The organism is Roseinatronobacter thiooxidans (assembly GCF_001870675.1).
Classification (GTDB): Bacteria; Pseudomonadota; Alphaproteobacteria; order Rhodobacterales; family Rhodobacteraceae; genus Roseinatronobacter; species Roseinatronobacter thiooxidans.
Genome location: NZ_MEHT01000017.1, coordinates 21,464 through 45,020, shown reverse-complemented (window position 1 = coordinate 45,020; position 23,557 = coordinate 21,464). Strand labels below are relative to the sequence as shown.

Below are 23,557 nucleotides of genomic sequence, written 5' to 3'. Positions count from 1 at the left end.
GCCCCCCGCATTCATGCCCACCCCCCGCGAGAGATCAGGCCAAGTTCCTCCAACTGTTGCCAACCTTCAAGCCGCGTAGATGTCGGGCACCAAAGATCAGGTGCGCGGGCCACTGCATCATAATACTGGTCGAAGACGGGGGCATTGCCGAAATGCTGGGCGCGCGCCTTTTCGATGCGGGATTTCTCGACCACGGTTGCCATGAATTTCGTGTGCAGCAACACACCCGAAATCTGTTCCCCGCCACAGGTTGCAAAGCTGCGGTTCAATGCGCGCGGCAGGATTGAATGGGTGGAATTGACCCAAGCATTATGCCAGCTCCATTTGATCAGGGGCAGTTTTGTCAGCGTTGGTGCGCGGTTGGGGCTGTCGGTAAAGAAACAGCGCGCCCGCGGGCCACCCTGTATCAGCAGGCAATCCAGCAGCGGCTTGTGGGTGATCGTATAATTCGCCGCATCAAACCAGTTCAGCGTTGCGCACGGGTCAGCGCCGGGTAGGCAGGTGGCTGCGTCCAAAGGGCCTTTGGGGTATAATTCCAGCATCATCGCAGGCATTGCGACCTGCCTTTCCCCCTCCAGCCATCCGGTCAGCGCTGAAAGGGGGCGGCTGTGCCAATGCGGGTAAATCAGCAATTCATCGGCATCGGCCACAACGCACCAATGCCCGTTGCCATGGCGCAGCATCAGCCATGTGACCCAATCCATCCCGAAACGCGCGTGTTTGTAGCTGGCTTGCGTGGCGTACACTGTCGTATCGGGCTGGGCGAGGATCGTCTCGCGCGTGCCGTCAGTGCTGCCATTGTCGATAAAGATGAAATGTTGCACCCCAAGGCGGCGGTAATGGTGCAAAAACCAGTCTATACGCTCGGCTTCGTTGCGAAGGGTACAAAACAGCAAGATATCCTGCTTGCCCCATTGGCCGCGCCGCACACAAGTCAGTTCGCGGGATTTGGCAATCGCGCGCAACCGCAATCGCCTGCGCTTCCAGCGCATGCGAAACTCGAACCAACGGTTCGTCATATGTGGCAATGGTGTGAACATCGCGGCCCTGTGCCACCCCCTGCCCTGAAAATGCCCTGCCACCCCGCAGAAAAGCAAGAGCGCGCGCGCGGCACGCTCTTGCAAAACCTGATTGGGCTGCGCTATTCTGCCGCGCGCCGCTGGGCCACCATCTCGACCAGAAATTCCGACAGCTCCTCGGACAGTTCCGAGCGCGCCAGACCAAAGGCAACCGTGGCCTGCAAGAAACCCGCCTTAGAGCCGCAATCATAGCGCTGCCCGTCAAAGCGGAAGCCATAAACATTCTGCTTCTCTGCAATCTCGCGGGCGATGGCATCTGTCAGTTGAATTTCGCCCCCCACGCCCGGCTCCACCTCATCAAGATGGCGCATCACATCTGGCGACAGGATATAGCGCCCGATCGCGGCCAAATTGGACGGCTGCGTTCCCGCAGGGGGCTTTTCAACCATGCCTTGCATCGGCAAAACCCGACCCAAAGTTGGCGGCACATCCATAATTCCATAGCTTGACGCCTTGTCTGGGGCCACTTCCATGGCCGCAATCATATTGCCGCCAGTGTCCTGATAGGCATCGACCATCTGCTTCAGGCACGGGGTATCGGCTGCGATAACGTCATCCGGCAACAGCACGGCAAAAGGTTCGTCGCCAATCAGATGGCGCGCACACCACACCGCATGCCCCAAACCCAAAGCCTGATGCTGGCGCACATAGGCGATTGCGCCGCTATCCATGTTGGTCGCGTTCAATGTATCAAGCAATGCGGTCTTGCCTTTGGCCCTGAGTGTGGCTTCCAGCTCGGGGGCCCGGTCGAAATAATCTTCCAACGCGCCCTTACCGCGCGAGGTTACAAAAATAAACTCGGTGATCCCTGCTTCGCGCGCTTCATCAATGGCGTATTGAATAAGCGGGCGATCGACCAGCGTCATGATTTCCTTTGGGACTGATTTTGTCGCGGGCAAAAACCGCGTTCCCATACCTGCAACAGGAAAAACTGCTTTTGTAACTTTACGCTTCATGGCTTACTCCAAATGTCTTTTAGGACGAGATCGTCATGATGCTTTAGACAGGTCAATTTGGGCAGGTTTATGGTTAATCATGCGCAAATATGGGCATTTTCAAGAAGATTTGTCCACATTTGGGGCGGAACAAACCGGAACGCACAAGCTGCGCTTAGGCAGGCTGCACCAGCGCAACATCGGGGTGGCGCGCAATGAAGAACGGGTTTTCATAGCCTGATTTGCCGTAATTCAGCGGCAGATGCGTATGAAAATCAAGCACCTCGCCGCCTGCGGCTTGCAAGATGGCATGGCCTGCGGCGGTATCCCATTCCATTGTGCGCCCAAGCCGCGGGTAAAGATCGGCCTCGCCCGCCGCCAGCAGACAAAACTTCAAAGACGATCCGGCAGAGCGCAACTCCGAGACAGGGTAATGGTTGATGTAATCATCCGTCGCCTGATCGCGGTGCGATTTGGAGGCCACGATGACAAGCGCCTCGGGGTCTGGCTTGCGCATGCGCAAATTGCGGATCTGGCCTGTCTGGGCCACGCTGAACGGCCCTTGTTCTTCGACAGCGGTGCCATCGGCAGTGGTATAGAACATGCGCTGCTTTGCAGGGGCATAGACCACACCGCGCACAGGTACGCCGCCTTCAACCAGCGCGATATTCACAGTGAAATCACCACGCCGCTGGACAAATTCCTTGGTTCCATCCAGCGGGTCCACGATGAAAAACCGCGCGGCATCAAGGCTGTGGCTTTCAACCTGTTCTTCGGTCACAAGGGCGATGTCGGGAAACGCGGCCCGCAGACCCGCGCTGATGATCGCATCTGCCGCCTCGTCTGCTTCGGTCAGCGGGCTGGTATCGGCTTTCAGCCGCACGTTGAAATCCGGTTGCTCGTAAATTTCCATGATTCTGTCACCGGCCTGCAAGGCAAGGCTGCGCAAAACCAAGTTTATTGCGTCAAAATCGACATCTGCCATAATGATGACCTTTTTTTGGTGTCCGCATATGACCCATGGTCGGCGGCTTGAATTGAATTGGATGAATTTTTGACATAGCCTGCCGGAAATTTGCGGATAAATCACTTTCGTCTGTTCAACAAGTTGAAAGGCACTTGATGCACGGCAGCACACGGCGCGATTCGATTTTCACCATTTTTTTCACCACATGCGAGCTGATTTTCAATCAGGCCATTCGCAATGTGCGCAAAACGCATGGCAACGCCATCATCGGGTTGATGCTGAATATCGCGCAGACAGTTCTGCTTGTGGCTGTCTTTATGGTGATCTTCATCTTCGCCGGTATGCGTTCTGCGGCCATTCGGGGCGATACACTCATCTACCTGATGAGCGGTGTGTTCTTGTTCATGGTGCATATCAAAGTGCTGTCATCGGTCGCCTCGGCCGAAGGGCCGACATCCACAATGATGAAACACCGGCCCATGAATTCCATCGTCTCGATCGGGGGGGCGGCGCTGGCGGAATTGTATATTCAGGTGTTGTCTGTCGTGGTGATCCTGTTTTTGTATCACGTCATCTGGACCCCAATCGAGATATTCAAACCCGCCGCCGCCTTTGGCATGTTGCTGGCAGTATGGTTCGCAGGGCTTGCGATTGGCGTTGCACTTTATGCGCTGCGGCCATGGGCACCCGAAGCCAGCAAATTGCTGACGCAGTTATTCGCGCGCCTGAACATGGTTGCCTCGGGCAAGTTCTTCCTCGCCAATTCACTGCCAGAGGCGTATTTGCATTACTTCATGTGGAACCCGCTGTTCCATGCCATCGATCAGGCGCGCGGTTTCGCATTCATCAATTACAACCCGATGCATACATCTGCGCTATATCCGGTTTTTTTCGGGCTTGTGGTTCTGTTCTTCGGCATGATGATCGAATCCTACACCCGCAAACAAGCATCCCTCAGTTGGTCCGCCAAACACTGACGCGGGCGGTCAAATCGCCGCGATTTCTTCAACAATGGCACGGGCTGCGGCGCGGGGGTCTTGCGCTTGCCAGACAGGGCGGCCCACAACTATATGATCTGCGCCAGACGCAAGCGCATGCGCTGGTGTGGCGATGCGTTTCTGGTCGCCAGAGGCACTGCCCAAGGGGCGCACGCCGGGCGTGACGATCAGTTTGCCCGCTGCCTGTGGCAGCGCCCGAATGGCGGCCGCTTCCTGCGGGCTGGCGATAACCCCGTCAGCCCCGGCATCCAGGGCGCGCGCTGCGCGTTCAAGCGTCAGTTCGGCCAGATCGCCCGCGCGCATCATTCCGTCATCCAGATCATTCCGGTCAAGCGAGGTCAGCACCGTGACGGCAAGAATTTTCAGCTCCGACCCGCCTGCCCCGTCGCGCGCGGCGCGCACCACATGCGGGTCGCCATGCACGGTCAGGAAATCCAGATCATATTGCGCAATCCCGCGCACAGCTGCCGTGACAGTGGCCCCGATGTCAAAGAATTTCATGTCCAGAAAGATGCGCTTGCCATGTTCCTGTTTCAACTCATTGGCCAAGGCCAGCCCGCCGCCTGTCAACATGCCCAGCCCGATCTTGTAGAAAGACACAGCCTCGCCAAGCTGGCGCGCAAGTTCCAGCCCCGCAAGCGCGTTGGGCACATCAAGGGCAACAATCAGGCGGTCATCGGCTTTGGGCATGACAGTCTCCGCTATTCATGGGTCGGACATGCGCATAGGCCAGAGCGGGCCGCCGCGCAACCGCCCTAATCGAAGAACTCCCGGAACAGGTTGCTGACCAGCATGGTCAGAAGATCCTGATTGACATAGCCGGTGGGGCGCAGATCGAACCGCTCTTGCGCCTGTCCGATGGCGATGCGGGTCTGGTCGTCAAACACGCCATCAATTGGGCCAGTGTCCAGCCCCAGCCGCGCCAGCCTTTGTTCGATCAGCAAGCGTGTCGGCCCTGCCAGCCCAAGCTGCTGTTCTGCCGCACGCGCGCGCGCCAGCGCCGATTGGTCCAGCCCCGGTGGCAGCGTGCTGTCTTCGGATTCAGGTTGCAGCGCACGCGCCCTGCTGCGGGCATTCTCGGCGAACTCGCCCTCTGGCCAGTCCTGAAGATATGCCTCATAGCCTGCGATGGTATTCGCGTTGCGCGCCCGCCGCCATGCAGCCAGATCGCGGGCGCGGGCCGCATCCCGCGCCTCGGCCTCGAACTGGGCCAGCCGGTCTTGGGCAAGACCTGCGAAAATCCCTTCGGGGTAGCGTTCCAGATACCGGCGCAGGCCCGCTTCATCGCCCGCCGCACCTGTTGCCGCCCAGAAATCACGGTCGCTGCGTTCCTCGGCGTCGCGGCGCGCGCGCTCTTCTGCTTCCAACTCCTGGGCGCGGTCCGCGCCCTGCCTTGCAAGGTTGAAAATCTGGTCTTGCGTCAGATAGCCCGTCTCGGACAGATCATTCTGCCGCTGCCATGTTGTGATCGCCCCCCGCGTGCCCGGCCCGAATATGCCATCCACGCCGCGCGTGTCATACCCCAGAACTGTCAGATCATTCTGAATGGCGCGCCGCTCATCGCGCGTCAGCATCAGCGCCTGTTCAATGCGTTCGGGCGAATTGCGGATGCGTTCCAGCGCGGCGCGCGCGCCTTGTGCGTTCTGCCCGTTGGGGAAGGAATCGAGATAGGCTTGATACGCGTCTTCGGTATCGGCCTCTTGCGCAGCGGCAAAGGCGCGAAGATCCGCGCGCGCCGACGGCGCGTAGCCTTCGGGCAGGAAGGGCACCAAAGACGGGATCGCCCCCTCGCCCGTCAGGTTGCGATTGCGGTCAACCACAGATGCAAGCGTTGTGCCGGGGCGCAGGCTTTGGCGCAATCCGGCCAGCACCTGATCGGCGCGCCCGCGCACCACCCCCACACCTTGGGGGGCCATCAGGCGCGGCGGCAGCCCCGCGTCAAGCCCGCTGCCAAAGCCGGTGGTGCTGGTGCTTTCTCCCAGCCAGACCACGGCCCCGTCTGTGGCAAGGGCCGCAATCTCCAGCACGATATCCAGCCGCAGGCCTTGCCCATCGGCCAGCGCCAGCCCCGGCGCGTCAGCGTCACGCCCTACCAGCCAGCCACCACTGCGCGATTGCGCGAAATGCCCTGCCAGAACGACCACCACGCGCTCTGCCCCCTCGCGCATGATCCGTTCATGCATGCCCGCAAGCTGGGCGCGCATCTCTTCGGCATTCAACCCTTCGCCTGCAAAGACATGAAAGCCCATATCCTCCAGCGCGGCACTTGCCGCCGACACGGCCTCTGCCCCCCGCGCGGGGGTGCGCGTGTCATACTCTTGATTGGCCACAACAAGCGCGACATTCGCCGCCTGCGCCTGCACCCCAAGGCACAGCAGAATGATTGGCAGTATTCGACGCATTGTCATGTCCCCCGCAAGTCGCATTCAGCCGGGGTCAGTCGTAGCGGCGCAAATCCTCGATCACCAACCCATCATTGGGCAATGACCCCGGCGGCACCAGTTCGACCAGCCCTTTGAGCTTGAGAGTAGAGAGCACAGTCTCTTCATACAATGCAGGATTTGCCGCGCGGGTCTCGATTTGGACGGTCATCACGTCCTTTTCACCACTGCGCGTGGCAACAACCCGCGCGCGGTGCACTTCGGCGTGACGCGCGACCAGCGCGGCCACCTGTTCGGGGCGCACGAACATGCCCTTGATCTTGGTGGTCTGGTCGGCGCGCCCCATCCAGCCCTTGATGCGCATATTGGTGCGCCCGCAAGGGCTTTGGCCGGGCAACACGGCGCTCAGGTCGCCAGTGGCAAAGCGGATCAGCGGGTAATCGGGGTTCAGCGAGGTCACAACCACCTCGCCCACATCCCCCTCGGGCAGCGGGTCGCCTGTGCCGGGGCGCACAATCTCGACGATGACGCCTTCATCCACGATCATGCCCTCCATCGCGTCGGACTCATACGCGATATTGCCCAGATCGGCCGTGGCGTAGCATTGGCGGCATGAGATGCCGCGATCGGCATAGAAGGCGCGCAAGGACGGGAACAGCGCCCCCCCGCCCACCACCGCCTTGGTGATGGCCAGACGCACACCCATTTCATCGGCTTTCTCGAGGATCATTTTCAGGAAATCGGGCGTTCCGGCATAGGCCGTTGCCCCGACATCGCGCGCGGCAATCACCTGTAATTCCGTCTGGCCAGTCCCTGCGGGCAGCACTGTGGCACCCACTGCGCGGGCAGCATTCTCGAACATCATGCCCGCAGGCACCAGATGGTAAGAGAAACAGTTTTGCACAATATCGCCCTGCCCGATGCCGGACGCATGCAGGAAACGGCCCAAGCGCCACCAGTCATGGCCCACGCGCCCCGGCTCGTAAATCGGGCCGGGGGACTGAAAAACATGCTCGAACCCGTGCAAGGCGGTCGCATTCAGCCCGCCAAAGGGGGGCTGTGCGGCTTGGGCGGCGACAAGGTCCGATTTGCGCAGCACCGGCAGGCGCGCCAAAGCCGCCGGATCGGTGACCAAGGCCGGATCAATTTCGCCCAGATGCGCCGCCATCGCGGGTGCGCCCAACGCGGCGGCCACGGCCTTTGGCAAGGCTTGCGCCATGTCAGATGCACGGGCGTCAGACGTGCGGGTTTCCAAACTGTCGAACGGGGTCATTATTGTGCCCTCTTGGCGGCTGTAAGAATGTCCATCGGCCATGTCAGGCCAGCCAACGCTTGCGGCGGCGGTAAGAGCGGACTTCGCGGAAGCTTTTTCGGCCCTTGTCAGACATACCAAGGTAAAATTCCTTCACATCGGGATTCTCGCGCAAGTCCTTGGCGCTGCCTTCCATAACGATGCGCCCGTTTTCCATGATAAAGCCGGTATGGGCATAGCGCAGTGCGACATTGGTGTTCTGTTCGGCCAGAAGAAAGGTCACGCCCTGTTCGCGGTTCAGCCGCGAAACGATCTCGAAAATCTGTTCAACCAGCTGCGGGGCAAGGCCCATCGAAGGCTCGTCCAGCAAGATCATGGACGGGCGCGACATCAGCGCGCGGCCGATCGCCGTCATCTGCTGCTCGCCGCCCGAAGTGTAGCCCGCCTGGCTTTTGCGGCGCTCTTTCAGGCGGGGGAAATATTCATAGACCAGTTCCAACTCTGCCGCGACCGCCGCGCGCCCGTCGCGCCGCGTATAGGCGCCTGTCAGCAGGTTTTCTTCGACGGTCAGATGCTCGAAGCAATGTCGCCCCTCCATGACCTGCACGACACCGGATTTCACCAGATCCGCCGGGTCCAGCCCGACCATGTTGCGCCCGTCATACAGGATTGTGCCTTTGGTCACTTCGCCGCGTTCAGAGTGGATCAGGTTCGAAATGGCCTTGAGCGTTGTCGATTTGCCCGCGCCATTGCCGCCCAGAAGGGCCGTGATCCCGCCCTTGGGCACATTCAGACTTACGCCTTTCAGCGCAAGAATGACGTGATTGTAGAGCACTTCGATATTGTTGACTTCGAGAAGTGTCGTCTGTGTGGGGCTTGTGTCCAACATCGGTTCAGGCTTTCGCTGTCAGGCTGGGGAAGAGGTCCCGGATCAAGTCCGGGACCGCTGTTGCGCTTAGTTCATGCAGGCCGGGGTCATATTATTCTCGGCTGCAAAGGCGAGGCTGTCTTCCATCGCCATCTCCATGATCATCTCGCGGTCAGGTGCGATCCAGTCGGTGATCAGGTTCCACTCTCCGGCATTGGCATCCCATTGCTGGATCATCGCTTCACCCGAGCCGCCATGGTTTTCGCACGCCACCGAGAAAGCAGGGCCGAAATTCGGCAAGCCCAGTTCGGCCATCAACTCTTCGGTGATTTCCAGATTGGCCATGCCATCGCGCATCATCGCCGGTGTGATCGCGGCAACACCGTGGATTTCCTGCGCTTTCTTCGCCGCCTCTACAGCCAGCATGGCCGCATACATGCCGCGCGAATACAGCACTGTGCCCACCTCGTCGCCGGTGCCTGCATATTTGCCCGTATCGATGACATAGCGCTGCATGTCTTCATAGATCGGGTAATCGGTGCCGGTGCCGTGCATCGCCAGCGCCTTGTAGCCATGCGCGCCTGCGCCCACAGGCCGCACATCCTGCTGCGAGCCGGACCACCACACGCCGATGAAATTCTCCATCGGGAAGCGGATATTGGCGGCTTCCTGAATGGCGGTCGGGTTCATCACGCCCCAGCCCCACATGACCACATAATCGGGCCGTTCGCGCCGGATCTGCAACCACTGGCTGCCCTGTTCCTGACCGGGGCTGTCCACACCGATGGTCAGCAATTCATAGCCGTGCCGTTCTGCCAGATTGGTCAGGGTCGGGATCGGTTCGCGCCCGTAAGCCGAGTTGTGGTAGAGAAGTGCTATCTTCTTCCCCTCCAGGCTGCCGTCATTTTCCGACAGCAGGTAATTGATGATCACACTTGCACCGTCCCAGTAATTGGCGGGGTAGTTGAAGGTCCAGTTGAACACCTCGCCATTGACGGCAGATGTGCGCCCATAGCCCATCGTGTGCATGGGAATGCCGTCTTCCATCGTGCGCGGGATCAGCTGATAGGTGATGCCGGTGGACAAGGGCTGCAAGACCAGCGGGTTGTCACCGCGGATCGACTGGTAGCATTCCACGCCGCGTTCGGTGTTATAAGCGGTTTCGCATTCGGTCTGCCGGATAGGCACCCCGCCGATGCCGCCATCGCGTTCATTGATCAGTGTCAGGTAATCGGAATACCCGTCCGCGAAGGGAATCCCGCCTGCCGCGAACGGCCCTGTGCGGTAGCTGAGTGACGGGAAATGCAGCGTTTCGGCCAAAGTCGGCCCTGCTGCGATCATGGTTGCCGCGAATGTGGCGGCCAGTCTGGTCAGTTTCATCGGTTCTCCTCCCATATGAATGACAAATCGAATTGTTCAGCCTGCCCCCTAGTAGGGGAAAGGCCAGAGTCGCAATTTCTCTTTGATGGTGCGCCACAGGGCCGCGATGCCATGCGGCTCGACGATCAGAAAGACAAGGATCAGCGCGCCAATGATCATCACCTCCAGATGCGCGGCCAGATCGGTGGGCCAGCCCAAACCATTGACCAGCAGCAGTTTCAGAAGCACAGGCCCGATGATCAGAAAGGCCGCACCCGCAAAGGCCCCGAAAATCGACCCAAGGCCCCCGATGATCACCATGAACAGCACAAGGAAGGATTTATCGATCCCGAATGCCTCGCCTGCCTCGGCAGCGCCCAGATAGACCGTGAACAACAGCGCGCCCGAGATGCCCACGAAGAAGGACGACACGGCAAAAGCGGTCAGCTTGGCCATCAGCGGGTTCACCCCGATAATCTCGGCGGCGATGTCCATGTCTCGGATGGCCATCCATTGGCGCCCCAATGATCCGCGCGTCAGGTTGCGCGCAAGCCATGCAGTTGCCACGGTAAACACAAGGCAGATCATATACATCGACACAGCACTTGCGCGCGGACCGGTCACGGCCTGACCAAAGACAAACCGCTCGGGCGCAGAAATCATGCCAGTGGGCGAGTAGTTGTAGAACCATGCTGTGCGGGTAAACAGCCAGATCAGGAAGAACTGCGCCGCCAGCGTCGCCACTGCCAGATAGAACCCCTTGATCCGCAAGGATGGCAGGCCGAACAACACACCCACGGCTGCTGTTACAAACCCGGCCAGAATGATGACAAAGACAATGTTCAATTCTGGAAATGCCGTCATCAGCTTGTAGCTGCCATAGGCCCCCACCGCCATGAACGCGCCTGTCCCAAGCGAAAGCTGCCCGCAATAGCCGATCAGGATATTCAGCCCCAATGCCGCAATCGCATAGATCAGGAAAGGCACGACAATGGAATTGGCCCAGTAATCATTGATGATCAGCGGCATGACCAGAAAGGCAAAGCCAAGGATGAAGTAATAGCCATACCTGTCGAATTTGATCGGAAAGGTCTGGTTGTCGGCGACATAGCTTGTCTTGAAATCGCCCGCTTCACGGTACAGCATATCTTAGACCCTCTCGATAATTCGTTCGCCAAAAAGGCCTTGTGGACGGAACAGCAGGAAGACCAGCGCCAGCATATAGGCAAACCAGTTTTCCGTGGCGCCCCCGATGATGGGGCTCATGAAGAAGTCGAACAGCTTCTCGCCCACACCGATAATCAGCCCGCCCACAATCGCACCGGGGATCGAGGTGAAGCCGCCCAGGATCAGCACTGGCAATGCCTTCAGCGCGATCAGCGACAGCGAGAATTGCACGCCCGATTTAGACCCCCACATGATACCTGCGACCAGTGCAACGATTCCTGCAATCGACCATGTCAGCACCCAGATGAAACGCAGGCTGATGCCAACGGACAAAGCGGCCTGATGGTCGTCAGCTACAGCGCGCAGCGCGCGGCCTTGTTTGGTGTATTGCGAAAACACTGTCAGGGCAGCGACCAGCAGTGCAGCAATACCTGCGGCCCAGATTTCCAGCCGGTCGATATAAAAACCATATCCGAACCACGCGAAGGTCGCATCATCGACCGCCCCCGACATGCCTTTGGGCAGGCCGACATCCAGCGCCTTCACCTCGGCCCCCCACATGATATCGCCCACCCCTTCAAGGAAATAGGCCAGACCGATGGTTGCCATGAACAGGATGATCGGTTCCTGGTTGACCAGATGCTTCAGGATAAACCGTTCCACCAGCACCGCCAGCAGGATCATCACCAGCACAGTGGCAGGAATGGCCAGCAAAGTGGGCATATTCCAGCCGAAATGGTGCAGCCTTGTGCCAAACATCGCGTTGATCAGGTGCGAGAAGGGAATTTGCCCCGACTGGAACCCCACCAGCGTCAGCGCGGCAAACAGCGCCATAACCCCTTGGGCAAAATTGAAAATTCCACTGGCCTTGAAGATCAGCACGAAGCCAAGTGCGACCAGCGCATACATGACCCCTGCGGTCAGGCCGTTCAGCGTGGCCTCCATTGCGAAAAGCAGCGTATCAGACATTGGTTCTGCCCCCTGTCATAACCGACTTATTCATGTGCCACCCCCAGATACGCCTTGATGACATCTTCATTATTGCGCACCTCTTCGGGGGTGCCGTCGCCGATCTTCTTGCCGTAATCCATGACCACCACGCGGTCGGACAGGTCCATCACCACGCCCATGTCATGTTCGATCAGCACTGTTGTGGTGCCGAATTCGTCGTTCACATCCAGAATGAAGCGCGACATGTCTTCTTTCTCTTCGACATTCATGCCGGCCATCGGTTCATCCAGCAGCAGGATAGAGGGTTCTGCCGCCAGTGCGCGCGCCAGCTCGACCCGTTTTTTCAACCCGTAAGGCAGTCGCGCCACAGGAGTTTTGCGGATGTGCTGGATTTCCAGAAAATCGATGATCTTCTCGACCTGTTCGCGGTTGGCATCTTCTTCGCGTTGCGCGCTGCCCCACCACATGGCCTGCTGGAACAGATTGGCTTTCATATGGTGCAACCGGCCCGTCATGATGTTGTCCAGCACGCTCATGCCTTCAAACAGGGCGATATTCTGGAAGGTGCGCGCAATCCCCATGCGCGCCACCTGATAGGGGCGCATTTTCGGGCGCTTGTAGCCCTTGAAGATGACATCGCCTTCTTGCGGGTGGTAAAAGCCCGATATGACATTGAGCATGGACGATTTGCCCGCCCCGTTCGGCCCGATGATCGCGCGGATCTCGCCCCAGCGTATGTCGAAGCTGATATCTTTGATCGCCACCACACCGCCGAACCGCAGGGTGATATTGCGCATCTCCATCGCAACGCCCCCGATCTTGCGGCCATCGGCGGTGACATAGCCTTCGTCTGTTGCAACATCGCGCATTGCGTCCCCCTGCCCGTTCATTCTGCCGCAACCTTGGTTGCAACCTGCCCGAAAACCTTGGCGTCGCGGATTTCCAGCGTTGCCGCCAACTTGCCTTTGCGCCCATCTTCATAGGTGACTTCGGTTTCGGTATAGATACTCGTGCGTTCGCTATAGAGCGCGTCGATCAGGTCGGCGAATTTCTCCTCGACGATGCGGCGGCGCACTTTGCGGGTGCGGGTCATCTCGCCATCATCGGCGTCCAGTTCCTTGTGCAGCACCAAAAAGCGGTGAATCTGGCAGCCCGACAGCATGTCATCTTGCGCGACACTTTCATTCACCGTTTCAACATGTTCTTGGATGGTATCCAAAACCGGCTTGAGGCTGGTCAGTTCCTGATAGCTGGAATAGGCAATATTGTTGCGTTCGGCCCAAGACCCGACTGCGCCAAGATCGATATTGATAAAGGCCACGCAGCGGTCGCGGTTGTTGCCAAAGACCACCGATTCCAGAATGTTGGGATAGAATTTCAGTTTATTTTCAACATATTTGGGGGCGAACATGCCGCCATCGGCCATTTTACCCACATCCTTGGCGCGGTCGATAATGCGCAGATGGCCTGTAGCCTCCTCGAAGAAACCGGCATCGCCTGTGGCGACCCACCCTTCTGGGTCTTTGGTCGAGGCTGTGCTTTCGGCGTTCTTGTAATAACTCTCGAATGTGCCGGGCGAGCGGTAGAACACCTCGCCATTCTCGGCAATGCGCACCTCGACCCCGGGTGAGGGCACGCCAACCGTATCTGACCGCACCTCGCCATCGGGTTGTTGCGTGATGAACACGCTGGCTTCGGTCTGGCCATAAAGCTGTTTGAGGTTGATCCCCAGCGCGCGGTAGAAATCGAAAATTTCCGGCCCGATCGCCTCGCCCGCTGTATAGGCCACGCGGATGCGCCGCAGGCCAAGCGTGTCTTTCAGCGGACCATAGACCAGCAGATTGCCAAGCGCATATTTCAGCTTGTCGCCCGCGCTGACGGGTTTTCCATCCAGCAAACGCGGCCCCACACCGCGCGCAAACTCCATGAAATGGTTGAAAATCCGCCGCTTGATCGGTGACGCATCTTCCATGCGGATCATGACTGTGGTCAGCATCGTTTCAAACACGCGCGGGGGGGCGAAATAATAGGTCGGGCCGATTTCGCGCAGGTCGGTCAGCATGGTCTGCGCCGATTCAGGGCAATTGACGCAAAACCCCGTCCAATAGGCTTGCCCGATGGCAAAGATGAAATCCCCCACCCAGGCCATGGGCAGATAGGCCAGAATTTCATCGCCGGGGCGCAGCCTGTCAAATTCGGACGAGTTTTTGGATGTGACGATGATGTTGCGGTTGCTGAGCACCACGCCCTTGGGCTTGCCGGTTGTGCCCGATGTGTACAGCATGACGCAGGTGTGATCGAGCGTCAGCTCTGCCGTGCGGCGGTCTAACTCGGCCCCCAGCCGCGTCTGTGCCGCGCGCCCTTCGCGCATCGCATCTTGCAGCCAGTTCATATGGGTGTGGTCGTATTTGCGCATGCCGCGCTTGTCGAGATACAGGATTTCTTCGATGCACGGCACAGTTTCCTGCACCTCCAGCACCTTATCGACCTGTTCCTGATCTCCGCAGACCACGAACCGCGCGCCGCAATGGTCCAGCACATAGGCCATTTCTTCGGCAACTGCGTCCTGATACAGCGGCACCGGAATGGCCCCCACCGATTGCGCGGCCACCATTGACCAATACAGCGCCGGACGGTTGCGCCCGATGATGGCGACATAATCGCCGCGCTTCATGCCCAGAACCAAAAACCCCAGCGCCATTGCGCGCACTTCGTCCAGCGTCTGCGCCCAAGTCCAGGACTGCCAAATGCCAAATTCTTTTTCTCGGTAAGCGGTCTGTATGCCAAAGCGTTTGGCATTGCGCGCCAGAAGCGCAGGAATCGAAGTCAGATCATCCAGCGACTGGCTGGTTATGGCCGTGGTGCTCACGGGGCCTCCCTCCTGTTGGCGTCTTCTGCGCTGCGCGACAATGTCGCACCACGCTCTCCCTTGTGCCTATCAGGCGCGGTGATTCTTGCCGCAGTTTTGCGCAATCCTTACGAATTGTAACGCGCGATCTTCGGGGCTTTTCCCGCGCGCAGTCGCAGTCTAGCATTCCCGCGGGCGCAAGGAGCACCGCCATGACATTAACCGAAGAGACGCGCATCAAGCTGATGGGGGCTGGTCTGAACATGATCCAGCAGGCGCTGTCGATCTTTGACAGGGATCTGCGCCTGTCGGTCAGCAACCGCCGCTATCAGGAAATGTTCGAGCTGCCCGATCATCTGGTCCAGCCCGGTGCCGGGTTCGAGGAAACGATCCGTCACATGGTGTCGCGCGGGGAATATGGACAGGTGGATGACGCGGCAGAGGCCGTGCGCGTGCGCGTCGAGGCTGCGCGGGCCTTTGTCCCCCATTATATGGAGCGCGAGCGCGCCAATGGCCGCTGGATCAGCGTGGAGGGCGCGCCCCTGCCGCAGGGCGGCTGGATCACGGTTTATACCGATATTACAGAAGTGAAATTGCAAGAACGCCTGTTGCAAGCCCATTCCGAAGAACTGTCGGGCGAATTGCTGGCCCATACCAAGCGCCTTGCGCAGACAAACCGCGCGCTGGCTGCATCCAATGCCGCATTAGAACAGGCCAAGCGCGAATTGACCGAGATGGAGGCCCGCACCCGCCTGACCGCCGAGATGATGCCGGCCCATATTGCCCATCTCGACCGCAACCTGCGCTATACTTTCTCGAACCGGCGGCTGTCTTCGGTCTTTCCGGGGTTGCCGCAGAACATTGTCGGGCTGACGGTGCAAGACGTTATGGGCACCGTCTATGACAAGATCAGCCAATGGCTGGACCTGACCTTGCAGGGCGAGAATTCGGTCCATGAATTCACCCATGACGCCAGTGGCCGGCGCATCCGTCTGGCGCTGACGCCCGATCAACTCGATGATGGGCCGATCAACGGGATTTACGTCATGTCCATGGACGTGACCGAAGAAACGCAAGCCCGCGCCACACTTGCGCAAACGCGCAAACGCGAATTGGCGGCGCAACTGTCATCGGGGCTGGCGCATGATTTCGGCAATCTGTTGACGATCATCCTTGGGCTGCAAGGCCAGCTTGCGCGGCGCGCGAATTTGCCGCCCGAGATTGCGCAGATCGCGCAATCAACCATTGCCGCCGCACGGCGCGGGGGGGTGCTGCTGGAACGTATTGCCAGTATCTCGGGCCATCGGGAAATGCACCTGAAACCCACCGATCTGGCGGCACTGCTGGAGGATTTGCAGATCATGGCGCGCCCTGCCCTGCCTGCGAGTATTTGCCTGCATGTGACCCAAAGGGATGATCTGCCGCTATTGATGCTGGATCAGGGCGCGTTGCAGGATTCGCTTCTGAACCTGATTTTGAATGCGCGCGATGCTTTGGGCACGCAGCGCGGCGAAATCACACTTTCGGCCCGCCGTGTCAGCGATACATGGCTGGAATTGCGCGTCGCAGATACCGGCGTGGGGTTCAGCGCCACGGCGCTGGAAAAGGCGCTTGACCCGTTCTTCACCACCAAGGGCAGCGAGGGGTCGGGCCTTGGCCTTGCCATGGTCTATGACCAGATCACCCTGTCAGGGGGCACAGTGCGCCTTGCCAATCGCGCCACTGGCGGCGCCGAGGTGACATTGCGCCTGCCCTTCAAACGCGCCGCGCCCAATACCGCCAACAGCGCACCGGAACTGGTGCTTCTGGTCGAGGATACCGACAGTATCCGCGAGAACGTGCGTGAAATGCTGCGTGATCTGGGGCATAATGTGATCGAGGCGGCCAGCCATGACGAAGCGATGGGGCTTTTGGACCTGCCGGGGCTGGGGCTGGTTCTGTCCGATATCAATCTGGTAGGTGCCGGATCAGGGCTGGACCTGTTGCGCGCGTGCCGCGCGCAGGGCATGACACGGTTGCACCTGATGACGGCGCTACCACAGGGCGATGCGCTGCACCGCGAAGCGGCGGGTGAATTTCCGGTTCTTGCCAAGCCCTTTACGCTGCCCGAGTTGCGCGCAGCCCTGGAGACGATTGAATGAGCATTCCCCATATCGCCATTCTGGACGATGAACCCGAAATCCGGCAAGTGTTGTCCACAGCCCTGCAAGAAGCGGGGTTTCACACCACAACCTATGCCCGCGCCACCGAATTCGAGGCAGCACTCAAGCGCATCACCCCCGATGTCTGCCTTGTCGATCTGGGGCTGCCAGACCGTGACGGGCTGGCGCTGGTGCATCGTCTGGCGCTGGAATCGGGGGCGACGATCATCATCATATCTGGCCGCGCACAGGTGCAGGACCGTGTGACGGGGTTGGAACTGGGCGCGGATGACTACATCATCAAACCGTTTGATCCGGCCGAAGTGGTGGCGCGCATTCGGGCGCGCCTGCGCAAGCCCGGCACCCAGCCCGAGGCGCGCAACACCCGCGCGCAGTTCAATGGCTGGACCGCTGAATTTGACCGCTACGTTCTGATCGACAAGGACGCCCGCGAAATTCCCATCAGCCATGCCGAGGGCGAAGTTCTGCGCCTGTTTCTGGACAGCCCCAAACGCCTGATCTCGCGCAACCAGATGCTGGATGCATTGGGGGGCGCAGCGGGCGAGAGTTTCGACCGCGCCATGGATGTGCGCATCTCGCGTCTGCGCACCAAACTGAACGAAGACCCCCGCAACCCGCGTCTGATCAAGACCATCTATGGTGCGGGCTATATTTTTCTGGGCGATGTGACATGGGGATAGGGCGGGGTTGACTGCCGCCGCATTTGGCTTTGTATTTACACGCCCCGCGCTTTTGGCCAAGATATGTATGCGAAACAGCCACTGGAGCAATGATGCGCAAATTTCTGGTCATTCTTGATGACAGCCGCGAATGCCTGAACGCGATGCGCTTTGCCGCGCTGCGCGCGTCGCAAACAGGGGCAAAGGTTCAGATATTGTCGATCATCTCACCCGATGAATTTCAGGGATGGGCCGGTGTCGCCGATCTGATGCGCGCCGAGGCCCGCGAACGAATCGAGGCGCATTTCGAGGTCTTCGCAAAATGGATGCGCGACAGACAAGGGATCGACCCCGAACTGGTCATCCGCGAGGGCGAGCCGGTGGACGAGATTTTGGCCCAGATCACCGAAGATCAGGAGATTGGCATTCTGGTTCTGGGGGCGGGCACCGAAGGGAATTCCCCCGGCCCCCTGGTCACGCAGATGTCGCGCAATTCGGGCAGCCTGCCCATTCCCATTACCATCGTTCCGGGAGAGATGTCGCGCGACAGGCTGGAAGCCATATCGAAAGGGTGAAGCGCGCATGGCGCGCTTCACCTGCCAGTTTTCAGAGCACTCAGCCAGCTTCGCTAAGCATGCGTGCAATTTCGTCTTTCAGCGCCAGCCGCTTGCGCCGCAATTCTGTCTCATGCTGGTCCGAGACAGGTTCAACCAATGTTTCGGCACGATGAATCGCGCGGTTAACCTCGTGATACTGGTCCGAAAGGCGGGCAAAATGCGCGTCTTCCAGCTTCAGCTTGTGCATCTGTTCAACGGCGTGCGGGAATTCTTCGGGCAGTTCGTGCGGGGTGTGCGACATGGGCGACTCCTGTGCTTTTTCCAGTTCTGCGCCCAGTCTATCACCTTGTGCGGTGCGGGCTTTGATCTGGCACAATTCCCACGCGATCACCGCCCGCCATCTGCATCGCCGGACCCTGCATCTGTTTCTGTAATCTCGTCATAACGCATTTTGGTGCGGGCATTCTCGTCGCGCGGGTCGCGGGGTTCCACTTTGGCAAGTGGTGCAGGCTCTCCGCGCAGGGCTTCGGGGTTGCGCAGCCAGATATCGCGCTGTGCAAAGGGTATCTCGATGCCTTCTTCCTTGAACCGCTCTGCAATCTGGTGGCGCAACTCGGTGCGCACAGACAGGCCAAAGCCCACATCACTCAGCACCAGACGCAATTCAAAATCCAGCGAATCGGCGCCGAAATCGACAAAATGCACCTGCGGTTCGGGGTCCAGCAGGGCAAGCGGCTCTCCATCACCGATTTCCTTGAGGATGCGCGCAACCTTGCGTGTGTCCGACCCATAGGCCACGCCCACCGGAATGATGATCCGCCCCAGCGAATTATACCGCGTCCAGTTCGTGACCTTGCCGGAAATCAGATCGGCATTGGGCACAATCACATCCGTGCGGTCAAATGTCTCGATCACGGTCGAGCGCACCGAAATGGTGCGCACAGTGCCCATTGTATCGCCCACCTCGATCCAGTCGCCTTCGGCAACTGGACGTTCGATCAGCAGGATCAGGCCGGAAATGAAATTCGACACGATATTTTGCAGCCCGAAGCCAATGCCGACCGACAGCGCACCTGCCACAATAGCCAGCCCCGACAGGTTTATCCCCGCGGTCGAGATGGCGACCAGCGCGGCCAGCAAAATCCCGACATAGCCAGTGCCGGAAATAATTGCCTTCTGCCCGCCTTTGTCGATCTTGGTTTTTGGCAAAACCGTGCTGTCAAGCGCACCCTGCACCATGCGCGTGGCCAGATAGCCGATCGAGAAGATGACAAAAAAGCTTAACAGATTGGTGGGCGAGATGCGCGTCTCGCCAATGCTGAACCCTTCGCGCAGCACTTGCCACACTTCCAGAAGTTGCGTGGGCCGCACCCCCCAGATAATTGCAAAGACCGGCAGTGACAGCAGCACAAGCCCGAAGCCTATCAGCGCGGGGACCAATGCATCGGGGTCATCTGGCCCGCGATTGGTTACAATGTCATATGTGTCATCTACAAGCTGCGTCAGAAACACCAGCCCGGTTATCAGGCCAAGAGACACCAGCGAAGGGTATAACAACGCCTGCGCGGCCTGCACATAGCCCACGGCGGCTATAAGTGGCGCACCAATGCCGATAATCATTGCCAGCTTGCCGAATACACCCACGATGCGGTCGAAAAAGCGTGTCTCGCCCCCATCTGCGGCAGCAAGGCGGAAATGCATGGACAGCAAGGCCCCAAGACGGAACAGAACCACGCCCGCCAGCACCATCAGCGGAAATGCAATAACGGCGTTTGCGGCGTCAGACTGGCGTGCGGGGTCAAACACAGTGCTGATGATGACATTCAGCCCCATGAACAAACCGGCCAGATTGGCCATGAAACGCCCTTCGCGCCTGCGCGGGGCTGGCAGTTGCAGCGGCGCGCGCCGCGATTCGTGCACTGGAAACAGCTGCCGTCCGGCCCAGCGTGCGGTGAAATACCCGATACCGGCCTGAACCAGCGCACTTGCCAGCGCGGCCCCAATCTCGCCCGTAAGCGAGGTCAGAACCAGTGCTGTCCCCAATGCGACAACTGCGGCCACCGGCACGATGATCTGCGTCAGCGACATGATCTGTGCCAGCACACGCTTGCTTTTCCGGTCTGCCCCCTCGTCCAGCCAACGTCCGACAAGTCGCTCGATCCATGCGCGCCCGCGCATCAGCACGAAGCCCGCAACCAGAAACAATAATCCCACAATTGGCAGGTTGGACCGGAATTCGCGCAGATATGCGGGGTCTTGCAGTGCGCCAGTGACTTGCGTGCCAAAGGTAAAGGCTGTGCCCCAGACTGCATCTGCCGCAGACACCCAATTCACCGGGTTCAGGGGCGAGGGCCAAAGCGTCAGCAATGCCTCTGCCTGCCGTTCGCGCATAATATGGTCTATCTGGCGGACCAAACCATCAGCGCGGCGAAACGCCTCTTGTGCGGCAATGCCCGGGGCTTGCAACTGCGCCAGCTGCTCGTTCAACTCTGCCCGACGGGACGCGACTTCTTCTGCCTCGGTCGCGCCTTCCTCTGGCGGGGGACCAAGCGCGGCGATCTGTTCGCGCAAAGTTGCAATCCGCGTGGAATTCGCATCTTGCGCCGCCAGAAACTGGCTGCGGAACCCGACCAATTCGCCGCGCAAAGTCACCAAATCTTCGTCGGGGGTGAATCGCTGGTCAATCAGCGTCTCGGCACGTTCCGCAAAAGCACGCCATGTTTGATAGTCAGGCGCGGCAGCCTGTTGGCTGGTTTGGGCCTGTGCCCCATGCATCGGCACAAGACATGCGGACCAGACCAGCACAAGTGCCAGCGCAATGGTTTTCAGATGGCGCAACAAACACAAAGGATCAGGCCTCAAAGACATCAGGCAAAGCGCGGGGCTTGGTGTCCAGCCATGCAGGCGCAGGCAAGCCCTTGCTGTGCAGGAATTCTGGGTTGAACAATTTGGACTGGTAGCGCGTGCCATAGTCACACAGGATTGTCACAATCACATGCCCCGGCCCCATTTCGCGCGCCATGCGCATGGCGCCTGCGATATTCACCCCTGACGAACCACCAAGGCACAACCCTTCTTCGGCAAGCAGGTCAAAGACAATCGGCAGCGCCTCTTGATCGGGGATGCGCGCGCAGAAATCCGGCGTGAACCCTTCCAGATTGGCCGTGATCCGCCCCTGCCCGATCCCTTCGGTAATGGACTCGCCTTCCGAGGCGAACTCTCCGGTCGTGTAGAAACTATACAGCGCAGCGCCCATCGGGTCTGCCAGACCGATCTTGACGCCCTTGGGCTGCAACGCCTCTGCCACGCCCGCAAGCGTCCCGCCAGACCCTACAGCGCAGATGAACCCGTCAACCTTGCCATCGGTCTGCGCCCAGATTTCGGGGCCTGTCATCTCGACATGGGCCTGACGGTTGGCCACATTGTCAAACTGGTTGGCCCAGATCGCGCCATTGGGTTCGGTCTGGGCCAAGGCGGCGGCCAGCCGGCCTGAATAGCGCACATAATTGTTGGGGTTGCGGTACGGGGCTGCGGGCACTTCGACCAGTTCCGCACCGGCCAGACGCAGCATGTCTTTCTTTTCCTGACTTTGCGTTTCAGGAATTACGATAACCGTGCGAAAGCCCAAGGACGATCCGACCAGCGCAAGGCCGATGCCGGTATTGCCTGCGGTGCCCTCGACAATCGTGCCGCCCGGGCGCAGCGTGCCGCGTGCGACTGCATCGCGGATGATGTACAGCGCCGCGCGATCCTTGACCGACTGGCCAGGGTTCAGGAACTCTGCCTTGCCCAGTATCTCGCACCCTGTCGCCGCGCTGGCCTTGTTCAGCCGGATTAGCGGCGTGTTGCCAATAGCTTCGGATAGGTTTGCGTGGCGATTCATCTTATACTCCGGTATGACTTAGCGCCAAACTGAAGGAATGCGCCGGAAATTACAATCGCATCCTGACCGCTGAATTGGCGCCTGCCAAAACCGCGGGTCAGATAACCTGCGCGCGTTTCGCAGTTCTTGAATACAGCCACAACCCGAATGTCATCGCAGTCTGGCTGCCAATGAACATCAGCGGGTCAACCGCCATGCCAGCGGGGTTGCCCCCCAGATAGGCCATGCCCGCCCAGACCAGCGCAACCCCTGTCGCCAGCAGGGCAAAGGACAGGATCAGAACCGAGGCCCTGTCCCCCAGCAGCAGCAAAAACGCGCCCAGCAGGCCCAGCCAGATTGCCGCTGTCAGGGCAATGCCCGCCCATTGCGGCATCGCCTCGAACACCCCCGACAGGCCAAGGGGGGCGGGTAGCGAAAAGGCCGCTTCCAGCGCCGAATAGCGCGCAAAGACATATTCAATTGCGTGAACCGCGAACCAGAGCGTTCCGATTACCCCGAAAATTGTCACGAAAAAACTGCGGCGCGTCGCTGCGGGCATAACATACTCCCTCTTTTGTGATCAGATTGCCCTGCCCTGCGCGCAGTGTCCAGCCCCACACCGCATAATCGCGGGCTTTGGGGCCTGTCGAAATCACTTTCGCCATGTGTTCGCCATGTGTCAGGGAAGGGCGCGCCGGTACAGATGCCACGTCGCATGCCCAAGAACCGGCAGGATCACGAACAGCCCCAGAAACAGCGGCAGCATTCCAACGAACAGCAACGCCGCAATCAACCCTGCCCAAATGACCATGGGGCCAAAATTCTTCATGACAACCCCGAAAGAGGTGATCATTGCAGTGATGAAATCCACCTCGCGGTCCAGCAGCAAGGGCAGCGAAATAACTGTCAATGCGAACATGACCGCCGCCATAACCCCGCCAATCGTGCCGCCCACCAGCAACATCATCAGCCCCGGCCCTGACAACAGCATGTCGGTGGTTGAACTGGTGATGGGTTGCAGGCCAAAGAACAGCGCAAAGATGGTGTGTGCAACAAACACCCAGAACATGAAGGCCAGCATGATAACCATGGCCATAGACGGAACCTGACGGTCTTTTTGCGCCAGCACGCAGCCCGCCACTGCAGACCAGCTTAACGCCTCGCCCTGCTCAAGGCGGCGGCTGACTTCATAAAGCCCGGTCGCCGCGAAAGGGGCCAGCAGCGGGAAGCCGACCGCGATCGGAATGAACCACCAGCTTTGCCCCGATGCCAGAAACACTGCATACAGGATCAATCCGCCCAGCACATAGACCAGTGAAAAGGCTATTCCATAGACCGGCGCGCGCATGAAATCGCGCAGCCCTGCTTGCAGGATCACGCGCAAATCACTGACCCCGATTGCTTGTGGTTCGGGTATGTCCGAAGGGGGCAGATGTGCCTGTTGGGTCATTTTGTCGTCCATCCCGTCCTAAGCTGTGCTTTGGGGCAGGTTAGGGCTGCGACAATCTGTCC

General features: G+C 59.4%; 21 protein-coding genes. 4 read left to right on the top strand and 17 right to left on the bottom strand.

Going from position 1 to position 23,557, the window contains the following annotated elements:
• Positions 1-11: 11 nt before the first annotated feature.
• The 3 genes from BG455_RS08870 to cysQ form a co-directional block, all read right to left on the bottom strand.
• Complete coding sequence (locus tag BG455_RS08870; protein WP_245735506.1) at positions 12-992, bottom strand: glycosyltransferase family 2 protein; 981 nt, start codon at positions 990-992, stop codon at positions 12-14.
• A 149-nt stretch (positions 993-1,141) separates the two neighbouring features.
• The gene (galU, locus tag BG455_RS08865; RefSeq protein WP_071469632.1) at positions 1,142-2,035 is read right to left on the bottom strand and encodes a UTP--glucose-1-phosphate uridylyltransferase GalU; all 894 of its coding nucleotides are present in this window, start codon (positions 2,033-2,035) and stop codon (positions 1,142-1,144) included.
• Positions 2,036-2,189: 154 nt separating this feature from the next.
• A complete protein-coding gene (cysQ, locus tag BG455_RS08860) occupies positions 2,190-2,999 on the bottom strand; it encodes a 3'(2'),5'-bisphosphate nucleotidase CysQ (RefSeq protein ID WP_071469631.1) in 810 nt (269 codons plus the stop codon).
• Between the two features lie 137 nt (positions 3,000-3,136).
• Here cysQ and BG455_RS08855 point away from each other — a divergent pair, with 137 nt between their 5' ends.
• Complete coding sequence (locus BG455_RS08855; RefSeq protein ID WP_071469630.1) at positions 3,137-3,958, top strand: ABC transporter permease; 822 nt, start codon at positions 3,137-3,139, stop codon at positions 3,956-3,958.
• 9 nt (positions 3,959-3,967) lie between these two features.
• On the opposite strand, the gene pyrF is transcribed toward BG455_RS08855, so the two are convergent.
• From pyrF to BG455_RS08810, 9 genes are all read right to left on the bottom strand, one after another.
• Positions 3,968-4,669 (bottom strand): orotidine-5'-phosphate decarboxylase, encoded by a 702-nt coding sequence (gene pyrF / locus BG455_RS08850; protein WP_071469629.1) that lies wholly within the window; start codon positions 4,667-4,669, stop codon positions 3,968-3,970.
• A gap of 65 nt (positions 4,670-4,734) precedes the next feature.
• Positions 4,735-6,381 carry a peptidoglycan-binding domain-containing protein gene (locus BG455_RS08845; RefSeq protein WP_071469628.1) on the bottom strand — a complete coding sequence of 549 codons (1,647 nt, stop codon included), beginning with the start codon at positions 6,379-6,381 and terminating at the stop codon, positions 4,735-4,737.
• Positions 6,382-6,415: 34 nt separating this feature from the next.
• Positions 6,416-7,633 (bottom strand): phenylacetate--CoA ligase family protein, encoded by a 1,218-nt coding sequence (locus BG455_RS08840; protein WP_071469747.1) that lies wholly within the window; start codon positions 7,631-7,633, stop codon positions 6,416-6,418.
• A gap of 43 nt (positions 7,634-7,676) precedes the next feature.
• Positions 7,677-8,501, bottom strand: a complete 825-nt coding sequence (locus tag BG455_RS08835) for an ABC transporter ATP-binding protein (protein WP_071469627.1) — start codon at positions 8,499-8,501, stop codon at positions 7,677-7,679.
• A 66-nt stretch (positions 8,502-8,567) separates the two neighbouring features.
• Positions 8,568-9,860 (bottom strand): ABC transporter substrate-binding protein, encoded by a 1,293-nt coding sequence (locus tag BG455_RS08830; RefSeq protein ID WP_071469626.1) that lies wholly within the window; start codon positions 9,858-9,860, stop codon positions 8,568-8,570.
• A gap of 48 nt (positions 9,861-9,908) precedes the next feature.
• Positions 9,909-10,985: a branched-chain amino acid ABC transporter permease gene (locus BG455_RS08825; protein ID WP_071469625.1), complete on the bottom strand. Its 1,077-nt coding sequence runs from the start codon at positions 10,983-10,985 to the stop codon at positions 9,909-9,911.
• Positions 10,986-10,988: 3 nt separating this feature from the next.
• Positions 10,989-11,975: a branched-chain amino acid ABC transporter permease gene (locus BG455_RS08820; protein WP_071469624.1), complete on the bottom strand. Its 987-nt coding sequence runs from the start codon at positions 11,973-11,975 to the stop codon at positions 10,989-10,991.
• A gap of 26 nt (positions 11,976-12,001) precedes the next feature.
• Positions 12,002-12,826, bottom strand: a complete 825-nt coding sequence (locus BG455_RS08815; RefSeq protein WP_071469623.1) for an ABC transporter ATP-binding protein — start codon at positions 12,824-12,826, stop codon at positions 12,002-12,004.
• Between the two features lie 17 nt (positions 12,827-12,843).
• Positions 12,844-14,826 (bottom strand): AMP-binding protein, encoded by a 1,983-nt coding sequence (locus tag BG455_RS08810; RefSeq protein ID WP_245735505.1) that lies wholly within the window; start codon positions 14,824-14,826, stop codon positions 12,844-12,846.
• A gap of 191 nt (positions 14,827-15,017) precedes the next feature.
• On the opposite strand from BG455_RS08810, the gene BG455_RS08805 reads away from it, so the two are divergent.
• The 3 genes from BG455_RS08805 to BG455_RS08795 all read left to right on the top strand — a co-directional run bounded on the left by BG455_RS08805 (position 15,018) and on the right by BG455_RS08795 (position 18,201).
• The gene (locus BG455_RS08805) at positions 15,018-16,946 is read left to right on the top strand and encodes a hybrid sensor histidine kinase/response regulator (protein ID WP_071469622.1); all 1,929 of its coding nucleotides are present in this window, start codon (positions 15,018-15,020) and stop codon (positions 16,944-16,946) included.
• The gene (locus BG455_RS08800) at positions 16,943-17,647 is read left to right on the top strand and encodes a response regulator transcription factor (protein WP_071469621.1); all 705 of its coding nucleotides are present in this window, start codon (positions 16,943-16,945) and stop codon (positions 17,645-17,647) included. The genes BG455_RS08805 and BG455_RS08800 overlap by 4 nt, the downstream gene beginning before the upstream one ends.
• A 92-nt stretch (positions 17,648-17,739) precedes the next feature.
• Entirely contained in the window at positions 17,740-18,201 is a 462-nt protein-coding gene (locus BG455_RS08795; protein ID WP_071469745.1) for a universal stress protein, read from the top strand.
• Between the two features lie 40 nt (positions 18,202-18,241).
• On the opposite strand, the gene BG455_RS08790 is transcribed toward BG455_RS08795, so the two are convergent.
• The 5 genes from BG455_RS08790 to BG455_RS08770 all read right to left on the bottom strand — a co-directional run bounded on the left by BG455_RS08790 (position 18,242) and on the right by BG455_RS08770 (position 23,495).
• Entirely contained in the window at positions 18,242-18,484 is a 243-nt protein-coding gene (locus BG455_RS08790; RefSeq protein WP_071469744.1) for an HP1242/YdcH family protein, read from the bottom strand.
• 86 nt (positions 18,485-18,570) lie between these two features.
• A complete protein-coding gene (locus tag BG455_RS08785) occupies positions 18,571-21,021 on the bottom strand; it encodes a DUF3772 domain-containing protein (RefSeq protein ID WP_071469743.1) in 2,451 nt (816 codons plus the stop codon).
• Positions 21,022-21,034: 13 nt separating this feature from the next.
• Positions 21,035-22,066 (bottom strand): cysteine synthase A, encoded by a 1,032-nt coding sequence (locus BG455_RS08780; protein ID WP_071469620.1) that lies wholly within the window; start codon positions 22,064-22,066, stop codon positions 21,035-21,037.
• Between the two features lie 97 nt (positions 22,067-22,163).
• A complete protein-coding gene (locus BG455_RS08775) occupies positions 22,164-22,604 on the bottom strand; it encodes a hypothetical protein (RefSeq protein ID WP_071469619.1) in 441 nt (146 codons plus the stop codon).
• 120 nt (positions 22,605-22,724) lie between these two features.
• A complete protein-coding gene (locus BG455_RS08770) occupies positions 22,725-23,495 on the bottom strand; it encodes a DUF2189 domain-containing protein (protein ID WP_071469742.1) in 771 nt (256 codons plus the stop codon).
• Between the last annotated feature and the right edge of the window lie 62 nt (positions 23,496-23,557).